This window comes from Lysobacter sp. Root690, assembly GCF_001427785.1.
Lineage (GTDB): Bacteria > Pseudomonadota > Gammaproteobacteria > Xanthomonadales > Xanthomonadaceae > Lysobacter.
On the sequence record NZ_LMHM01000010.1, the window covers coordinates 17,787 to 36,574 of the forward strand.

The 18,788-nt window shown below is 66.5% G+C and carries 6 protein-coding genes; 2 read left to right on the forward strand and 4 right to left on the reverse strand.

The window, feature by feature from the left end; translation table 11 throughout:
- Positions 1-184 precede the first annotated feature (184 nt).
- The 3 genes from ASD86_RS05095 to ASD86_RS05105 form a co-directional block, all read right to left on the reverse strand.
- The gene (locus ASD86_RS05095; protein WP_056107741.1) at positions 185-460 is read right to left on the reverse strand and encodes a helix-hairpin-helix domain-containing protein; all 276 of its coding nucleotides are present in this window, start codon (positions 458-460) and stop codon (positions 185-187) included.
- Positions 457-14,454, reverse strand: a complete 13,998-nt coding sequence (locus ASD86_RS05100; protein ID WP_056107744.1) for a putative Ig domain-containing protein — start codon at positions 14,452-14,454, stop codon at positions 457-459. Before ASD86_RS05100 ends, ASD86_RS05095 begins: the two co-directional genes overlap by 4 nt.
- 678 nt (positions 14,455-15,132) lie before the next feature.
- A complete protein-coding gene (locus tag ASD86_RS05105) occupies positions 15,133-17,325 on the reverse strand; it encodes a bifunctional (p)ppGpp synthetase/guanosine-3',5'-bis(diphosphate) 3'-pyrophosphohydrolase (RefSeq protein ID WP_235567677.1) in 2,193 nt (730 codons plus the stop codon).
- Between the two features lie 72 nt (positions 17,326-17,397).
- On the opposite strand from ASD86_RS05105, the gene ASD86_RS05110 reads away from it, so the two are divergent.
- Positions 17,398-17,928, forward strand: coding sequence for a hypothetical protein (locus ASD86_RS05110; protein WP_056107745.1), 531 nt, complete (start codon positions 17,398-17,400; stop codon positions 17,926-17,928).
- A 52-nt stretch (positions 17,929-17,980) separates the two neighbouring features.
- Positions 17,981-18,466, forward strand: coding sequence for a hypothetical protein (locus ASD86_RS05115; protein WP_056107748.1), 486 nt, complete (start codon positions 17,981-17,983; stop codon positions 18,464-18,466).
- 48 nt (positions 18,467-18,514) lie between these two features.
- Here the strand turns inward: ASD86_RS05115 and ASD86_RS27680 are convergent.
- Positions 18,515-18,788: hypothetical protein (locus ASD86_RS27680; RefSeq protein WP_235567678.1), on the reverse strand; the 274-nt coding region annotated here is incomplete at its 5' end.

Consider the following 18,788-nt stretch of genomic DNA (forward strand, 5'->3'; position numbering starts at 1 on the left):
CCGCCCGTCTGGCGCCGGGTACGGGCGATCGGAACCGGATTGGGACGGCGGGGCGGGATTCACTGCGACAGCATAGCGCTGGCGCAGTGACAACGGTCTGTCTGCTCACACGCTGCGGGTCGTGCAGCAAGCATGTCGACTCAAACGCACTCCCGCGCCGCATCATCCAGGTTGCAGCCTTGGGTCAAGATGCGCGGCAAAGTTCGTAGAGTCGGACCCTCAACTCATCGAACTCGTTGTTTTCGCGAGGCAAAGGCTGATGATCCTTGTAGAGAACAAGATCGTTCAGCGAGCCCATGCCTCCATACATCGCCAGGATCCGCGCCTTGGTCAACTCCGGCGTCGCCGCAAGATCCTCGCGATGCCTTTCCAGCGCGCTTGCCCAGTCGGTCTGCGCGGCCAGTTCGAGCAAGTCGGCCATCCGGCTCAACAGTGCTTGTATTTGCTGAAGCTCGGTCATTTTAGAGGCTTCCACTCGATGACTTGAACGCCGTCGATCTGCCAAGGCTTTCGCACCACGATCTGCTGGGTGCCACCTACGTAAAACCCACCCTGGGTTCCCACCTCGCCGACATACACCTCGGTTCCGGCGGGAATCTTAACCGCGAACACCGTATCGATCGGGGATTTTCCGCCGCCCGGCCATTCCGGCAGCACCGCCTTGTCGATGCGCGTCTGCAGCACGCCCAATGGAGATTCCCGGCTGAAATACTGACCTAACGGCTGACTCTCGGTCCCGGCGCGATACAGCACGGTGTCTTGGTCGAGCACCACCGTCTTGTACCGGCCTCCCGCGAAGGTTCCGGCCATTCCGTCGTCCAAGGGCCCGGGATTGATCGCAGAGTAGTTACCGGTTTGCTTGCCTAATCTACTGCTCGGAATGTCCTGACGCCCCACCTTTGCACGCGATCCCAACCGCACTGGGCCACGCGAGGCCGGCATGCGCGACGTGTACAGATCGAGCACGATGGCGCCGGCCTGAAGCGCGGCGCCTACACGTGTTTCGTTACCGCCCACCGCACGGGTCAACAGAGCGGGCAGCGCGAAAACGCCTAACAAGCTGATGCCGATATCATTGGCGAAACCACGCCGCATTTCCATTTCCGCCGCGCTGGCCGCCGCAACCGGCAGCGGCGTATCACCCATGTAATAGCGATTGAATGTATTCAAGCTGAGCCGCAACGCCGCGGCCTCTTTAGCCGGAAGTTCGATCTCGCCGGCGTCGTAGGCCATCAAGCGAACGTAATAGTCCTGCACCCGCTCCAGTGGAATGAATTCCGGGGCCTGCTCGAACTCAGCCATATCGCGCTTGGCATCGGTCAGTTCCTCGGGCTCGCCGACGCGGCCGCGATGATCCCCCAGATACCAACCCGCGCGCTCCATCGGACCGGCATCGCGCTGGCGCTGAAGTTGCTTGGCAAGATTGTCCCGCACGATGCTGTCGTCCTTGTAAAAACCCGGATTGGCATCGATCGGCCGCGAATCCACGATCAGATCGACATCGCCGACCGCGACCACGCCGCCGCCCGACGCCGAAACGGCCATGCTCGCGAACGACGCCGCGGCCAAGCGCCCGCGCCCGGCCACTACCGAATACAGATTCGACTCGGTCGCGGCGAAATTCCGGCTCGACCATTGCAACGCATTCGCGCGCGCATCGGCCCGCAATCCGATCGCGGCCGACAAGCGCATGTCCGCGGACGCCGCCAGCCCGGCGAACTGCCGATCCAGGTCGGCGCCGACACTCAAGCCGGTATCGCGCTCGATCTCCATATCCAGGCGGCGTTGCATCACCGCCATCGATCTGGACATTCTCGCTTCGAGCGTCTTCGCGCCATCGCCAGCGCCTTTGGCGACCCAGTTGCCCAGGGCATTGCCGAACGCATCCAGCGCGATCGAGCCGTAGTCGCCTCCGCCGGCCATGCCGAACGCCTGGCGCACATGCAGACTGACCACACCCTCGGTCAGATTCGCGCCGAACCCGACCGCGAAGCCATCGCCTTCGAAACCCAGCGCGCCGTTGATCTTGCTCGACACCGCGCTGCTGACCGCGCTGGCCGCGAGATTGCGCCAACTGAAAGCGACGTTGAGTCCGGCGGCCTTCTGGCCGACGTAGTTCGCGGCCGAACCGATCGCGGCCATGGCGACGTTGCCGTAATCAGCGCCGGCAAGCGCGCGGCCGAACGAACTCGCGCCGACACCCGCGGTGATCGCGCCGGTAATCGCCCCGGCGGCCACGTTGCGCCAGCTGAAACTGCTCACTCCCATCAGACTGCCGACCGCCTGGCTGGCCAGGCTTCCGGCCGCGCCGGCCACCGCGCCGGCCGCGATCGCCGTGCCGGTGCCGACCGTCGCGGTCGTCGCCGCGGCGGTTGTCGCGGCCGCCGTCGCCGTCGCCGTGCCGGCGGTGGCACCCGCGCCCGCGACCGCCGCCGAGGCAGGCCCGGTCATCGCACCGTAGGTCACCACCGAGACCACCACCGCCACCACCACCATCAACACCATCGCCACGGCGTTGCAGTGTTGCTTCGGCGGCGGGGTCACGATCGGCAGGCCGGGCGTGGTCGATCCGATCGCGGCGCCGGGGTCGTAGGGCTTGAAGGTCGAGGCGTCGTTGCGGCTGACGGTGATGTCGGGCGCGATCAATTGCGAGCCCGCGGCCAGTTCCTGATCGGGATCGCCCAGGCCGTTGGCGTCGGCGAGCACGTACCACAGTTGCTCGGTGCCGTAGATCCGCTGCGCCAACGTGCGCAGCCGTTCTCCGGCCTGGACCACGACGGTGTCGCCGCCGGCCGAGTAATAGCCGCGTCCGCCGAGGGTCTGGATCTGCCGCGAGCTGGCGGTGAAACCCTCGCGCAGTTCGGCCTGCTGTTCGCCGGCGGCGTGGATCAGCAAGTAGTTGCCCGGGCCGTACACCATGTCCTGCACGAACGTCTCGCCGCTCATCGTGCCTTCGCGGCGGCTGCTGACACGGCCGTCGCCGTTGTAGGCGTAGTAACGCATGCGGTCGTCGATCGCGCCGCTGGTCAGCGGGGTCTGCTCGCGTTGCGATTGCAGGCGGCCGTAGTTGTCGTAAGTCAGGCGATTGGTGGTCGCCTGTTGATTGGGTGCGTTGCCGCTGCCCTGCACCTGGATCTGTTGGTAGCTGTCCCAGCCGGCGTAACTGAAATTGTAAGTAGCGGTGTAGACGGGACCATTGACCTGGCCGTTCGAGCTCAGGTAGCGGTATCGGGTCAGGCGCCCGGCCAGGTCATAGCCGGTGGCGCGAGTGTCGCCGTCGCCAAGGCGGTACTCGGTGCGGTTCTTGAAAACGTTGAGCACGGACAGATCGGTGGCCTGGCGCCCGTTCTGGTTGTGGTTGTTGGCTTCCACCACCCAGTTGCCGGCGTCGTCGATGCGGCCGACGCTCTTCTGCCACATCAACCGCCCGTCGATGTCGTAGGCATACGTCTCCGCGGACGCCAGCCAACCGCCGTAGTTGATCGTCACGCCCGGCTCGGGGGTGCCCGCGCCCGGCGTGAACTCGGACGCATTGCTGTAGTAATTCCGCATCTCGGTGACGCGATTGTTGGCGTCGTAGATGAAGACCTTGCGCACGCCCTGATAGTTGGCGGTGCCGCCGTTGATGATTTCCTCGTAGAACTCGATGGTGCGGTTGCCGCGCAGGTCGAACGCCGAGCGCTCTATCCACAGCAGGTCGTTGCCGCCGATCGGATTGGCGCGCCGGTTCATGCGCGCGACGATGTGGCCGGCGGCGTCGTACTGCAGTTCGTACGACTCCTGGTCGTAGCGCAGCAACTGGATCTGGCCGTTGACCAGGGCGCCGTTATTGATCTTGATCCGATTCTCGGCGTCGTAGGTGTACCAGTACTCCTTGGTCTCGACCGGCACCAGCGCTTCGATTTCGTCGATGCCCGGATCGGTATCGCCGGCGGGTTCGCCCTTGCCGGGTTCGGTCTTGTCGGGCTCGGTCCTGCACGGTTCGATCTGATCGGATTCGACAAGCTCGGCGATCTGGTTCGCCGGCGGCGAGCCCATGTCGAAGCGGAACGCCACGCCCTCGTCGTCGCCGACCGAAGCGATGCGCGCATGCGCGTCTTCCAGTTGCACCTCCAGGGTCAGCGTCGCGATACCGCCGCGCCCGTCGTTGGCCTCGAACTGCAGTTGATACGTACCAAGCGCCGCGTAGGCGCCGTTGTTGGCGCTGAAGACGTGCTCGCCGGTCTGCGAGTCGGTCGAGTAGCCGAACCACGCCGGCCTGTTGATCACCCGATAGGTCATCGGGTTGCCGTCGGGATCGGTGAACAGGTTCGCCGGCAGCCGGATCGGGTCCGGCCGCGGATTGTCGCGCGGATAGACCGGGAACCACAGCGACTCCGACACCACGCTGGCCTGCGGCGGATGGTTCACCGAGGTGGCCGCGACATTGATCTGGAAACTGGCGGTGGTCGACCCCTGGTACGGATCACGCGCGACCACGGTGACGGTGTAGTTGCCGGTCGCCAACGGCGTGCCGCCGATGCTGCGGCTGCCGGCCGTGAAACTCAGGCCCGGCGGCAAACCCGCAACCTCATAGCTCACTGCATCGTTTTCAGCGTCGCGAAACTCGGGCAGCACGTAGTTCCAGGCCAGATTGATCGTGGCCTGCGGCGGCGCGAATGCCGGCGTCTGCGGCGCGGTGTTGTCGCGCACTCTCAGGCCGAAATGCTTGGTCGTCACCCCGCCACGACCGTCGTCGGCGATGTAGGACACATCGTAAAGTCCGACCGCGACTCCGCCGGTCTGGCGCAACTGGCGCGTGGCCGGATCGAAGCTCACGCCCGCGGGCAGGTTCTGCACCCGGTAATTCAACACCGCGTCGTCGGAATCGGTGAACGGCGGCAATGGCGGCAGCGCGGTGCCGGCGCCGCGGATCAGCACCTGGGTGTCGATCGTCGCCGGCGCCTGCGGATCGAGGTTGTAGCGACGCATCGTGATCGTCAGCGTCGCCTGCTTGACGTGGTTGTTCTCGTCGGTCGCGGTGAACACCACTTGATACACCGTGCCTTCGGCGACATCGGCCGGCGCGCGGCCGCTCAGGCGCAACTGCGGCTGGCCCTGCTCGGTCGACCGCAGGAAGCTGAAACCCTGCGGCATGCCGCTGGCGGTGATGCTCAGCCGATCGTTGTCGGCATCGAAGAACACCTGCGACAGCGGCATCATCCAGCTGAAGTCGCGACCGATGGTGGCCGAGCGCGCAGGCAGCACGTCCGGACCGGTCGGGCCGGTGTTCTGCACGACCTCGATCGACACGGCCTTGACCACCGACGCGCCGCGTTGATCGGTCGCGCGCAGGTACACGGTGTGGACGCCCGCGGTATCGGGCGTGCGCGTGCTGCGCAGACGCACCACGCCGCTGCCGTCGACGAACACCTGCAGCCAACTCGCCGCGGGCTGCACGCTGTCCACGCTCAAGCCGAGCAGATCGCCCACGTCGGGATCGCTGAAGTAATCGCTGGCCAGCAGATCGCGACTCCAGGCCTGCGCGGTCTTGGCCCGCACGACCTCGGTGCCCGGATTCAACAGCACCGGCGGCTTGTTCGCGCTTACCGACAAGGTGAAGGTGGTGGCGATGCTGCGGGTGGGATCGCCGTTTTCCTTGGCGACCAGACGCACCTGGAACTGCTGATCGACCACGGACAGGTCCGGCGTACCGACGAAGCGGATCACGCCATTGGCTTGCTGGGTGACGCTGAGCCACTGCGGCCACGGCTGCCCATCGAGGCGGCCGATCTCCAGCGTCAGCGGGTCCTGCTCGGCGTCGCGGAACACCTCGCTGAACAGCACGGTGAACTCAGAACGCTGCCCTTTTCGCAGCGAACGCGGCGGCGGCTGTTGCGCCACCACGGGCAAGGTGTTGTTGCTCGATACGCCGCTGGCATTCGCACCATAACCCGCGCTGGCCTTGACGCTGCGGCGGTTGCCGACCGCATCGTAGCTGTAGCTCAGATCGAATACGCGCTTGAGCACCTGGCCCGAGGCGACCGCGACTTCTTCGGTGTAAACGCGCTGGATGCGGTTGTGACTGTCGTACAGGGTGCGGGTGATGCTGCGCTTCAGGCGCGCGGAAGGAACGTCGTAGACCGTCGCGTCTTCGAGCGTGCGGTTGCCGGCCGCGTCGTATTCGTAACGGTAAGTCGCGCCCTGCGCGCCCTGCTCGACCACCTGCTTGACCCGCCCGTCGGGGAAATACGTGGTATCGCGGGTGGCGTTGCCGGCGCCGATCGGGCCGCCGCTCTGGGTGTCCTGGATCAACTGGCCGGTGAGCGTGTCGTAGGCGTAGCCGAAATCGCGCCCGCCCAGGTTCTTGTGATCCTGGGAACGGCCGTGGATGTCGTAGACCCAAGTCATCGCGTTGACGCCGTCGAATTCGCGGATCTTGTGGCCCTGGGTGTCGTACTCGAACGTGCTGACCGCGCCGCTGGCGCTTTGCGAACGCACCACCAGGCCGCGGCTGTCGTACTGGTAACGCACCAGATTGTTCATCGCATCAAAGACGCCGATGCGATCGCCGTTCTGGTTGAGCTCGTAGCGTTGCAGGCCGGCGCGCGCGCGGCCAATGCCGTTGCTATTTGGCAGGTAATCGCCGATTTCGACCACCCGGCCGAGCGCGTCGAAATCCTTGTAGGTCAGATAGCCCATCGGGTTCTGGGTGATGCGCTGGTTGCCGAGCGCATCGAAGGCGAAGGCGGTCGTCTGGCCCAGGCCGTCCTTGGACTTGATCATGCGGCCTACGTCGTCGTACACGTTGACGCGGGTATTGCCGTTGGCATCGCGGGTCGCGACCAGGCGGCCCAGCGCGTCGTAGAACCACTGATTGACCGGGCGCAGCCACTGCCGCGCGCCGCTCTCGGAAACCACCTCGACCAGCGGTCGTTCGTCGCGGGTGACCTGATTGGCCTCGTTGTAGCGGTAATCGGTGCGCAAGCCGCGCACGTCGACGAGCTGCAACACATTGCCCCAACGATCGAGCTGCCGGGTCGTGCTCGCCGTCTGCGCGGTCGAGACACCGTGCGGCGGCAGGCGTGTCGCGATCACCCGGCCCAGGCGATCGAGCGTATCCACGCTCACCGCTTCGAACGCATCGCTGCCGCTGCGCCGCCACTGCGTCTGGCGAACGCGCTGACCGGCCAGGTTGTAGCCGTAACCGCGGGTCGCGCCCGTCTCATTGTCGCTGACCATGCGCCCGGCCGCATCGTAGCCGTAAGCCAGCAGGCCGCTCACGCCGGCGTGGCTCTTGTTGAGGATTTCGCCGAAGCTGTTATAGATCACGCTCTCCGCCAGATCGGTGGCGAGCACCACCGTGCCGGTCTGATCCGTGCGCACTCGACTGGCGCCGGTCTGACGGCCGGCCAGGTCGTAATCGTAGTGATCGCGCACGCGCACGACGACGCCGGACGGATCGGTCCTGAGTTGCGACCAGCGGTCCACGATCCGGTCGGCGGCGTCGTAGAGGATGTAGCTGCGCTGTTCGTTGCCGCCCGCGAGGCCGGCGAATACGGTAATGGCGCGGCCCTGGCCGTCGTAACGCACGCGTTCGACCTGATCGCGCTGGTCGTCGGCGACCGCGGTGCCCGCGCGCAGGCCGTTGGCGTAGCGGCGGGTCTCGATGACGTTTCCGAACGCGTCGTAACGCATCTGGGTGTACGGCGAAACCCATTCGTACAGCGTGCCCACGCTCAAGTCGGCGCCGTTGAGCAACTGGTTGCCGGCATTGGCGGCGAGCACGTCGCGGGCCGGCTCGGTCAGGCTGATCGCGCGGCCGAGCGCGTCGTACAGCGTGGTGGTCACGCCGGTGGCGTTGCTCAGCCGGGTCAAGCGGTCGCGACCGTCGTACTCGAACTGGCTCATCACCTCGCTGACGCCGCTGGCGCCCTGGCTGTCGGCGAAATGGCGCTGCATGTATTCGCGGTACTTGCGTCCGAGCGTGTCGTATTCCCAATGGGTGATGCGGTCGAAGCCGATGATCTCGTCGCCGCTCGCGGGCAAGCCCGGCTGGGTGGCGGTGCTCAGGCCCGAGATCGCGATCGCGCGCGCGTACTCGATGCTGCGCTTGAGTTCGCCGGTCGGGTAATACTCGTTGCGGGTGACGTAGCCTTCCGCATCCACGCTCAACACAAGGCGACCGAGGTCGTCGTAATAGAAATAGCTGTCGGCCCAGCGCGCATCGGCCTGATCGCGGGTGCCTTGCAGCAATTGCGATTGCTTGACCTTCTGGCCGTAGCCGTCGTACTCGTACAGCGTGGTCGGAATGCCGTTCGCGACGCCGCCGTCGTCGCGGTAGTAGTTGACCGGCCCCTGCTGCACCCGCGCCACCAATCCGCGCTTGTCGTAGAAGGTGCTGATGGAACGGTCCTGGACCGTGTCGTAGACGATGGCGTTGAGCGACTGCGCGTAGCCGATGGCGTTGCCCGCCGACCAGCCGGGCAAGGCGCCGAAATTGAGCGCATGGGCGCGGCGATACAACTTGGCCTGTTCGCCGAAAACGGTGTACTCGTATTCGGTGACGTAACCGGCCGCGTCGATGTCCAGGTACAACTGGCCGAAATCGTCATAGACCTTGTAGCTGTAGCGGCCGGACACGTCCTTGTTGACCACCGCGCGGCCGAGGCTGTCGTAGACGACCTCGGTCGTGGGCGGCGTGCCGCTGACATCCAGCACGCCGGTGAGCGGATCGATGCGGCCGGCGATCGGGAAGATCGTGCGGTTCTGCCGCCCGGCCGCGTCGTACTCGTAGCGGGTCACGCGCGCCTGCGCGGTGCCGTCGTCCTCGCTGCGCGAGATCACCTGGCCGAGCGCGTTGTAGTTCGTGCGGGTCACGATCGAACGGTTCTGTAGGGTCATCGCGCCGTTGGCGTCGATCGTCCACACGTCCACCCGCGGACTGGTCTCGGTGATGCGGCGGCCAGCGCCGTCATAGCCGTAGGTCCACACCCGCCCGTTCTTGTCGAGCAGTTCGATCAGCAGGCCGGAGGCGTCGTAGGTGTAGCGCTCGACCTGATCGGCGGCGTCGGTGACCCGCTCGACCCGGCCGGCGTTGTCGTAGCGGGTGACGGTCATGCGCTGGCGCATGCCGGCGACCGCCGCCGCGAGCGCGGCCTCGGTCATCGGCGTGGCCGCCGCGATCAGGCCCTCGTACTGCCGCACCACGGTCGCCCGCCCGGCCTCGTCGTACTCGCGCGCGACCACCGCGCCGGCATCGTCGACGGTGTAACGCGCGCGTCCGGCCTGGTCGTAGACATAGCGTGTCTGGCGCAGATTACCGGTGCCGCCGGCGATGCCGAGCGCGGTGGTCACCGCGGCTTCGGTGAGCGCGGTGCTGAGCGGGATACGCACGCCGTACAGGTTTTCGGCGATGACGCGGCCGCTGTCGTCGAAGCGGCGTTCGCTGACCGTCGCCGTGCTCGCACTGTCCTGCATCAGGGTGTAACGCTCGCGGCCGGCGGCGTCGTAGACATGCCGGACCATGCGCGCGTCGCTGGAGACGATCAGCGCGGCGATGTCCTGCGGCGGCACGGTGCCCGCGCGCAAACGCTGGCGCAATGCCTCGTTGATCGCGATGGCGCTGGAGTAACTCAACTCCGAGGCCAGGCGTCCGGCCACGTCATAACGGCTGTCGTTGATGCGGCCCTGCAGGTCGATGCGGTAACGCACCCGGCCGTCGCCGTCGTAGACGACGTAAGTACCCTGATCGCCGGCCTGCTCGATGCTCAGAGCGTTCAACTGCGCGAGCGTGGTCGCATCGGTGAGCCCGGCCGGCGCGGTCGCTTCCAGATACGCGCGGGTGGCGACTTCACGACCGGCCGGGTCGTACCAGCGGCGGGTGATCGCGCCGGTCGGATCGACGCTGTAGATCAGCCGGTTGGCCTCGTCGTAATAGCTGCGCTGGGTATGGCGCTCGTTGCCGCCGTCGAGGACATAGCGGCGCAGCAGATTGTCGTTGCCGTCGTAGACATAGCCGGTGGTCAGCTGCAGGCCGGCGGGATCGACCACTTCGCCGACGCGGCGGCCCAACAGGTCGTAGTCGTAGCGCACCGTGCGCGCCCGCGCGGTTTCGGCGCCCTCGGTGACGGTGAGTTGGCGGCCGTTGACATCGTAGGAATACTTGGTGCGCAGGTTCAGATTGTCGGGATCGAGCGCGGTTTCCAGCAGCCGTCCTTCGCGGTCGTAACGGTGCTGGACGACCCGCCCGCTCGCATCGGTCACGCGCTGGCGGCGACCCTGGCCGTCGTAGACATAGCTCGTGGTCAATGCGAGTTGCTGCGGGTCCTCGATGCGCTGCAGCACCCGGCCGACCGCGTCGTAACGCAATTCGACCCGGCGTCCGCTGGCGTCGACGCTCGCGCTGAGCAGGCCGCGGCTGTCGTACTCGTTGAAGGCCTGCTTGTTGAGCGGATCGGTCACCGACAGCAAGTGGCCGTCGCGGTCGTAGCTGTAGCGGGTGGTCGCGACCGCGCCGCCGGGAATCGCCTGCGACACCGACAACTGCTGGCCGTGCCGGTTGTACAGCGTGGTGACCTCGATACCCTCGGGCGTGGTCACGCGCATGCTGCGCGCGGCGGCGTCGTAGAAATAACTCGTGCTGCGTCCGTTCGTATCGGTCTGGCTGAGCACCCGCGCGTAGGCGTCATAGCTGCTGGTCCAGGTTTCGACGCGGCCCTGCACGGTCTGGCTGCGGCTGACCTGACGGCCGAGACGGTCGTAGCCGAACGTGGTCGGCGCGCCGCGCGCGTCGCTGGCGGCGACGACCCGACCGAAGGCGTCGTAGCTCCACGACAGCTGCCGCTGCAAGGCGGTGTTCGGCGCTTCGATGCGGGTCTTGATCAGGCCGCGGTTGTCGTAGCTGCTGTCGATGCGCAGTTGGAGCGCGGTGCCGAATGCGCGTTGCTCGACCGTGCGATCGCCGTGGCCGTTGTAGCCGTAACGCAGCACCGCGTTTTCGGCGTCGCGCACTTCGGTGAGCTGGCCGCGGCGGTTGTAGCCGTAACCGCGACGCGTGTCGGTCGCGGCGGTATAGGCCAGGGTCGTCAGCGCGGCGGCAACGCTGTCGCGGCTGCCGGCGACAGCGATCTGCAGATAGCCGGTGTAAGCGGTGGTCTCGACCGCTTCGCCGAACGCGTTGTAGCGGGTCTGGCTGACTTCGCCGCGCGCGTTGAGCACGCCGCTCGTACCCGGCAGGCCGCGCACGGTGTAGGTCGGACGACCGTCGGCGTCGTAGAAGTACCAAGTCTTGTGACCGCCGGCATCGATGCTTTCGATGCGCCGTCCCAGGCCGTCGTAGCTGTGACGGGTGCCGTACTGGGCGAACACCGCGTCGATCTGCGCCTGGGTCATGTCCGGGCGCAGACGGGTGCTGGCTTCGCCGCCGAGTTCGCCGGTCAATTCGCCGAACACGTTGTAACGCAAGCGGCCGTCGCGCACTTCGCTGGTGTCGGCCGCGAGTTCCGTGCGGACCAGATTGCCTTGCGCGTCGTAAGTGTTGCGGGTGAGCGTTCCCTGCGGATCGGTCTGCACGCTCAGGCGGCCTAGCGCGTCGTAGCCGCGCCGCGTCTCGCGCACGCGCCCGGCCTGCGCGCGGCTGAGCAAGGTCGCCAGGGTTTCGCCGCCAGTCAGGCCGATCAACTGGATTTCGAACGCGCGCGTGGTGTCCTGGGCCAGACGTTCGTTGCGCAGGTACTGAGTCAGATAGCCCTCGGCGTCGAGCATCGCCAAGGTGTTGCCGCGACCATCGTAGAACCACAGCGTGACCTGATCCTGCGCGCTGGCGGCCGGACGCATCTGGCCCAGCGTGGCTTCGCGCAGATTCGCCGCGACGGCGGTGGCGTAGGCGACGCTGCGGGTGCGGTTGCCGGCGAGGTCGTAGTTGTGTTCGACCAGATAGCCCTCGGCGTCGAGGCGACCGAGTTCGCGTCCCATCACATCAAAAAAATAACGCGTGATCCGTTCTTCGTTCTGCGGCGCGTTCACGCGCGGCAGTTGCCGGGTGCGGATCAGGCGGTCGTTGAGGTCGTAGCTGAAATAGGTCACCCGGCCTTCGGCATCGGTTTCGACGTTCTTGCGGCCGAGCAGATCGTAGAACGTGGTAACGGTGCGATCCTGCGGCGTGGCGGTCGGCCGCACCAGGTCGATGTTGATCGGCACCTGGGTCAGGCCCGGCTCGGCCGGCGGCGCCGGCATCCACGCGCGGGTGTCCAGCAAGGTTGCGTAACGCACGGTCTGGACGATGCGGCCGAAGGTGTCGCGGACGTATTCGATCAAGGCACCGGTCGCGTCGACCTCGCCGACCAATTGCCGTTCGACGTCGTAGAACAGATAGCTGCGGCCGCCGTTGGCGTCCTGCACCGCGCGCAACAGGCCGGCGCGGTCGTAGAGGTTGCGGGTCTCGCGCGTCGCCGTCGGGCCGCCGAGCGCGCGTTCGCTCACCAGCACCACCTGCCCGGCGGCGTCGCGCTGTTCGATCCGGACCCGGTCGTTGCTCAGGTCGCCATCGCCGACAGCGCCGCCCTCGACGATCGCGATCGCCAGCCGCTGCGAGTCGGTATAGGCCCAACTGCGCGACTGCAGCGCCACGGCGTTGCGGTCGAACACTTTCTCCGCGAGCAGCCGGTCCATGCCGTCGTAAACGTAGACAGTGCGGCGCAAGTCGGCGCCGTTGGACGCGTTGCGCTCAAGCACGCGGCCGCGTTCGTCGTAGCGATAGCCTTCGATCAGATCCGCATCATTGGCGATGCCGTTGCCGGCGGCGTCGACCGCGGCGTAGCGGCGCCAGGCCACGCTGCCGAAGGCGTCGTAGCTGTACTGGGTCAGGCCGCTGTTGGCCTTGCGCGGCGCGGCCCCGGCCCAGGCTTCGAGCGCGGCGAGGCTGTGGTCCCCGCTGTAGGTCGCGTCCAGGTACTGGCGTGATTTCAGCAACCTGCCGACGCCGAAACCGGTGCTGGCGTATTCGCTTTCGCTGACCTCGCCGGCGGCGTTGACCACGAAGCGCAAGCGATTGGCCGCGTCGTAAAGGTAGCGGGTGATCAGCGCGTTCGCCGGTGGCGTCGACGTCGAGTTCTTGCCGGCATCGCCGGCGCCCGCAAGGCCGAGAATGTCGCCCTCGTCGACTTCGTAGACAGTTTCGCTGGTGATTTGATTGGCGGCGTTGAAGGTTCGCTCGGTGACGCGGGCGATGACCCGCAGCCCGGAGGAAATGAATTCGCGCTGCTCGATCGCATTGCCGTTGGCGTCGAAGCGATAGACCGTGCCGGCCATGCCGTCGCTCATCGCGGCGGTGAGATTGCCGTCGGCGTCGTACTCGTAGGTGTAGGTTTCCTGCCAGCCGCCGGCGGAGGGCTGTTCCGCTGCGATGAGCTGGTTGTTTTCATCGTAGTAGTAGACCCAGGCGCGTCCGGTCGAATCGCTGACCCGGGTCGAGCGCGCTTGGCTGTCGTAAGCGAAGCTCAGGGTCTGGCCTTGGCCGTCGGCGTCGTTGTCGTTGAGATCGCCGCGAGTGAGCGTGCGCACCCGGCCGAGCGCATCGTAGGTGTAACTGACCACGACGCCATCGCTGTGCTGCACCGATGCGATCTGCAGGCCGCTCGCGTCGACATAGTGGTAGGTCGTGCGGAACAGACGGCCGTCGTTGGCGCCGGCGGTCGCGCTCCAATCGTCGTCGCCGGTCTTGCCCGGGGTAAGGTCGGTGGTGACCGTGTTCAAACGCCCGGCCACGTCGTAGCCGTACCAGACCCGACCGATCGTCTCGCCGCCGGCATGGCTGGTGACGCTGGCGAGGTTGGCGCCGGCGTAGGTGAACTGCATCCGGCTGAGGTTGCCTGTGCCGTCGTTGGCGGCGACTTCGCTCACCCGCCCTTGCGGGTCGTAGCTCAGGTTCCAGGTGGTCGGCTGCAGCGGATCGCTTTTTAGATCGCGGATGCGGGTCAGGCGGCCGCCGGTGCCGGGGTCGGCATAGGTTTCCTCCAACCGGGTCTCGCCTTCCTCGTACAGCCACTGCTGGGTCTTGCCGTCGCGGCGCAGGCTGTCGTGCGCGCCGTCGCCGACGGTCGATCGGTACAGGCCATTGCCGGCATAGGCGAAGTCCTGATACGAGCCGTCGCCGCTGTGTCGGCGCATTACGCTGCCGGTCTGATTGAGCGTGCCGATCAATTCGATCCGACGTTCGAACCCGGTCAACCACGCGTCGCTGCCGGCGCCGGCGAAACTGCCGCGGCTGTTGTAGGTGCGGCTGAAGCCGACGGTCATGCCGCGCATCACGACCTGATCGTCGAAACTCTGCAGCAGCAGATTGCCGGTGGCGATGTTGACGTACTGGCTGTCCTGCCCCTGGCCGTAACGCGCGCTCGCGCCGAGGCCCTTGCCGATCTGGCTGAAAGAACTGTTGAACAAGCCCAGACCGCCACCCGAAATCACTGCCGCCATCGTCCTGTCCTCGAGCGTGGTTACGACCCGGACTAGTCGGGTCTGTCGAAGACTGCATCCGCGACGAAGGCGCGCGGGTTTAGGTGTTTTTGCCTGGAAATATGCGGTTTTGCGATGCGGCGAGCAGAAGTGAAAATTACTCGCGAAATTTCGCTAAATAGGTGATCCGTTTTTTCTTCTGGTTACGAGTTTGGTTTTTTATGGGCGGGTGTTGATTGGTGGAACGGGTTAGGGTTTGGCGCGGCGGATGGGGGGCGCGGCGAAAAGCAGAAGCAACAGCGAATCCCCCCTGCCCCCTTTTCCAAAGGGGGGAACAGCAACAGCAACAGCAACAGAAGCAGAAACAGAAGCAGCGGTTGCGGTTGCGCTGGCAATGGCAGTGGCGACGGCGATGGCAGTGGCGACGGCAGTGGCGACGGCAACAGCAACAGCAACAGCAACAGCAACAGCAAAGCTGCAGCCGCCACCATCGCGACCACAAGCTCAATTAACGCTGCCTTTGCTGTTCCCCCCTTTGAAAAAGGGGGGCAAGGGGGGATTTGCTGTTGCTGTTGCTGTTGCTGTTGCTGTGGCTGTGGCTGTGGCTGTGGCTGTTGCTGTGGCCGTGGCCGTGGCCGTGGCTGCGGCCGTTACCGCGACCGTGTCCATACCCACCGCACCCACCGCCAACCCCACACCTCACTGCCGCTGCGCATACTCCACAGCCGGCAGCGACGACAACTTGCCGAGCAAGGTCGACAACTGGCCGTAGTCGGCCACCCGCAAACGCAGGCGCAACCGCACCTGCGCGCCGTTGCGCTCGACATCGCTGCGGATGCTCAGCACGTGCGCATTGGCCTGGGCGATCACGTTGGTGACTTCCTTGAGCAGCCACTTGCGGTCCAGCGCCAGCACTTCGATATCGACTTCGTAGCCGCTGCCCTTGCGGCCCCACTCCACCGGCAGCACCCGCTGCGGCGTGGCCGCGGCCAAGCGTTCGAACGCGACGCAACCCGGGCGATGCACGCTGACGCCGCGTCCGCGGGTCAGATAACCGACGATGGGTTCGCCCGGCAGCGGCTGGCAGCAACGCGCCAGCTGCACCAGCAGATTGCCGACGCCTTCGACGGTGAAGTCGGTGGACTTGCCCGGCACTTTGCGCGGCGCCGGCGGCGTGACCACGGTGGTGCCGCTGGCATGAGTCGCGGCCGGCGGCGGCGCCGACTGCGCGCGCTCGTGTTCGAGCAAGGCGCGGCCGATCTGGTGCGGGCCGATATCGCCGAGCGCGACCTGCACGTACAGGTCGCCGTCGCTGGCCAGGGTGAAGCGCTCACGCGCTGGCGCCAGATCGGCGCCGAGCAGACCGAGCCGGCGCAGTTCCTTGTCGAGCAATTCGCGGCCCGCGGTTTCGTTGCGCGAACGGTCGAGCTTATGAAACCAGTTACGGACTTTTTCGCGCGAGCGATTGCTGGCCAGGAACCCGTTCGCCAGCACCAGCCAGTCGCGCCGCGGCTCGCCGGTTTTCGCGGTCAGGATCTCGACCCGGTCGCCGCTGCGCAGCTTGTGATCGAGCGGCACGATGCGCCCGTCGACCTTGGCGCCGCGGCAGCGATGTCCGACCTCCGTATGCACGTGGTAAGCGAAATCCAGCGGCGTGGCGCCGGTCGGCAGATCGATAACCTCGCCCTTGGGCGTGAGCACATAAACCCGGTCCTCGACCAGTTCGGTATCGAGTTCGCTCGCCAACGCCTCGTCGCCGCCCTGGCCGCCGTCGCCCTTGGCGTCGAGCAGCCGGCGCATCCAGGCGATCTTGCGATCGAACGCGGCGTCGGCGCTGTGGCTGCCGGCCTCTTTGTATTTCCAGTGCGCGGCCACGCCGAGTTCGGCCTGGCGGTGCATCTCATGGGTGCGGATCTGCACTTCAAGCGTCTTGCCTTCCGGCCCGATCACCGCGGTGTGCAGCGAACGGTAGTCGTTGCGCTTGGGCCGGGCGATGTAGTCGTCGAACTCGCTCGGCACCGGCGTCCAGGTCGCATGCACCACGCCGAGCGCGGCGTAGCACGCGCCCAGGTCGTCGACCATCACCCGCACCGCGCGCAGGTCGTACAGCTCGCTGATCGGCGCGTCCTTGCGCTGCATCTTCTTCCAGATGCTGTAGATGTGCTTGGGCCGTCCGGCGACTTCGGCCTTGACCCCTTGCGCGCTCATCGCCTCGCGCAAGGTGCGCTTGACCTGTTCGATGTAGCGCTCGCGATCGCCGCGCTTTTCGTCGAGCAGGCGCGCGATCTTCTGATAGGTCTGCGGTTCCAGGTAACGGAACGCGAGGTCCTCCAGCTCCCACTTGAGCTGCCAGATGCCGAGCCGGTTGGCCAGCGGCGCGTGGATGTCGCGGGTCAGCGCGGCCAGTTCGCGGCGCGTCTCCGGCGGCAGATGATCGGCGTGGCGCATGCGCGCGAGCTGGCGCGCGAGCAGGATCGGCACGACCCGCAGGTCGCGCACAATCGCCAGCAACAGCCGGCGCAGCCCTTCGGTGCCCGACTGCCGGCCCTGTTCGGCGTGCAGCGCCCACACCTGGCCGGCGGCGCGCTGGCCGTCGAGCAGGGCCGCGACCACCGGGTAATCGCGCTCGAAGCCCGCGCCCATCGCGCTGGCCCAACCGGGATAGGCGTGCAGGATCGCCGCGGCGACGGTGTCGCTGTCGGCGTCGAGCAGGGCCAGCGCGTCCAGGGTCGCGGCGACCACCGCCGGCGCGTCCAGCGCATTCGCGCCGGCCTGCGGCGCCTGCGCCGCCTCGGCCAGGGCCTTGCGCAGCGGTGCGGCCAGGGCCGCCGCCGCGGGCTGGGCCAGGACGTGGGTCGGATCGGGACGGGACGGAGCGGCGGGAACGTTCACTGCGTGGGGACGGATCGAAGCGGGAAGAGCGAGCGTCTACACTAGCGAGCATCCGCCCCGAGGAACAGCACGATGTCCGCGATTCTCCTTTCCACGCCGCGCCGCGCGCCGTCGCGCTTGCTGATCGCCGCCGCGATCGCCCTGACCCTGGTCGCGCCGGCCGCGCTGGCGCAGTCGAAGATCGAACAACAGATGAGCGCCGAGCAGTTCAAGGCCGCCGGCCTGGATCAGCTGAGCCCGGAGCAGCTGAGCAACCTGAACGCCTGGCTCAACCGCACCCTCGACAGCGAAACCAGCAAGGCCGTGGTCAAGGCCAAGGAAGAAACCCGCGCCCAGGTCAAGCACGAAAACCGCGGCTTTCTCGGCTCGGGTTCGCGCGAAGCGGTGGTGGCGCGCATGACCGGCCCGTTCAACGGCTTCGCGCGCGGCCAGACCTACATCCTCGACAACGGCCAGGAATGGCGTCAGGACGACAACGCCGATCTGCCCGGCGTGCATCTGGACGCGCCGCAGGTGCGCATCACCCCCAGCGTGATCGGCAACGTCTGGTACATGGCGGTGCAGGGCTACAACACCCGCGCCAAGGTCACCCGGACCAAGTAAGCTGCGCGACGACGACCGATTCCCTTTTGCATCTTATTTTCGGAGTGTTCTCATGCGTGCGTTCGCCCCACTGAGCCTTGCCGTGCTGCTCGCCGTCTCCGCCGGCGCGAGCGCGGCCGAACGTCATTACCTTCCCGTCGAGCAGCGCTTCAGCGCCGAGCAGATGCAGGCCACTGGCCTGTCGACGCTGTCGCCCGCGCAGCTGACGTTGTTGAACGAACTGTTGAGCCAGGATCAGACCAAGGCGGTCGCCGAAGCCGAGCGCAAGATCCAGGCCGAGCGCAACGACCCGTTCTCCAAGGTCGCCGCCGATCCGATCCACTCCACCATCCAGGGCGAGTTCCGCGGCTTCTCCGGCGGCAGCGTGATCGTGCTCGACAACGGCCAGCGCTGGCGGGTGATCGACGGTTCGCTGTTCATCGGCAAGCCGGTGACGTCGCCTAAGGTCACGATCAAGCCCGGCATGATGGGCGCGTGGTATCTCGAGGTGGATGGGCAGATTCCGAAGGCCAAGGTCAAGCGGGTCGACGGGGGTTGAGGTTTCGACTTCGGCTGGCGGTCGCGCGGTTGATCGCGCGATGAGCCGCTAATAATTGATCGCAAACGCCGGCGCATAGCCGGCGTTTGTATTTGTGGGATGCCGCTCGCGATGTGCGCGCTTGATTCGCGCATTCTCATCGAAGATTCGTCGCCGCGCGTGGTTCGCGGTCGCGGCTAGCGCCGCTCCTACAGGCAGGCCACGCAGCTTTTGTTTGAGCTCGAAGCCGCGCAGTTCACCCAGCGCTGCGAAGCCACGCACTCGCGTTAGTAACAGCACACCCGAAGGGCGGCGTGCAGGATGCACGCCGTGCGCCACCGGG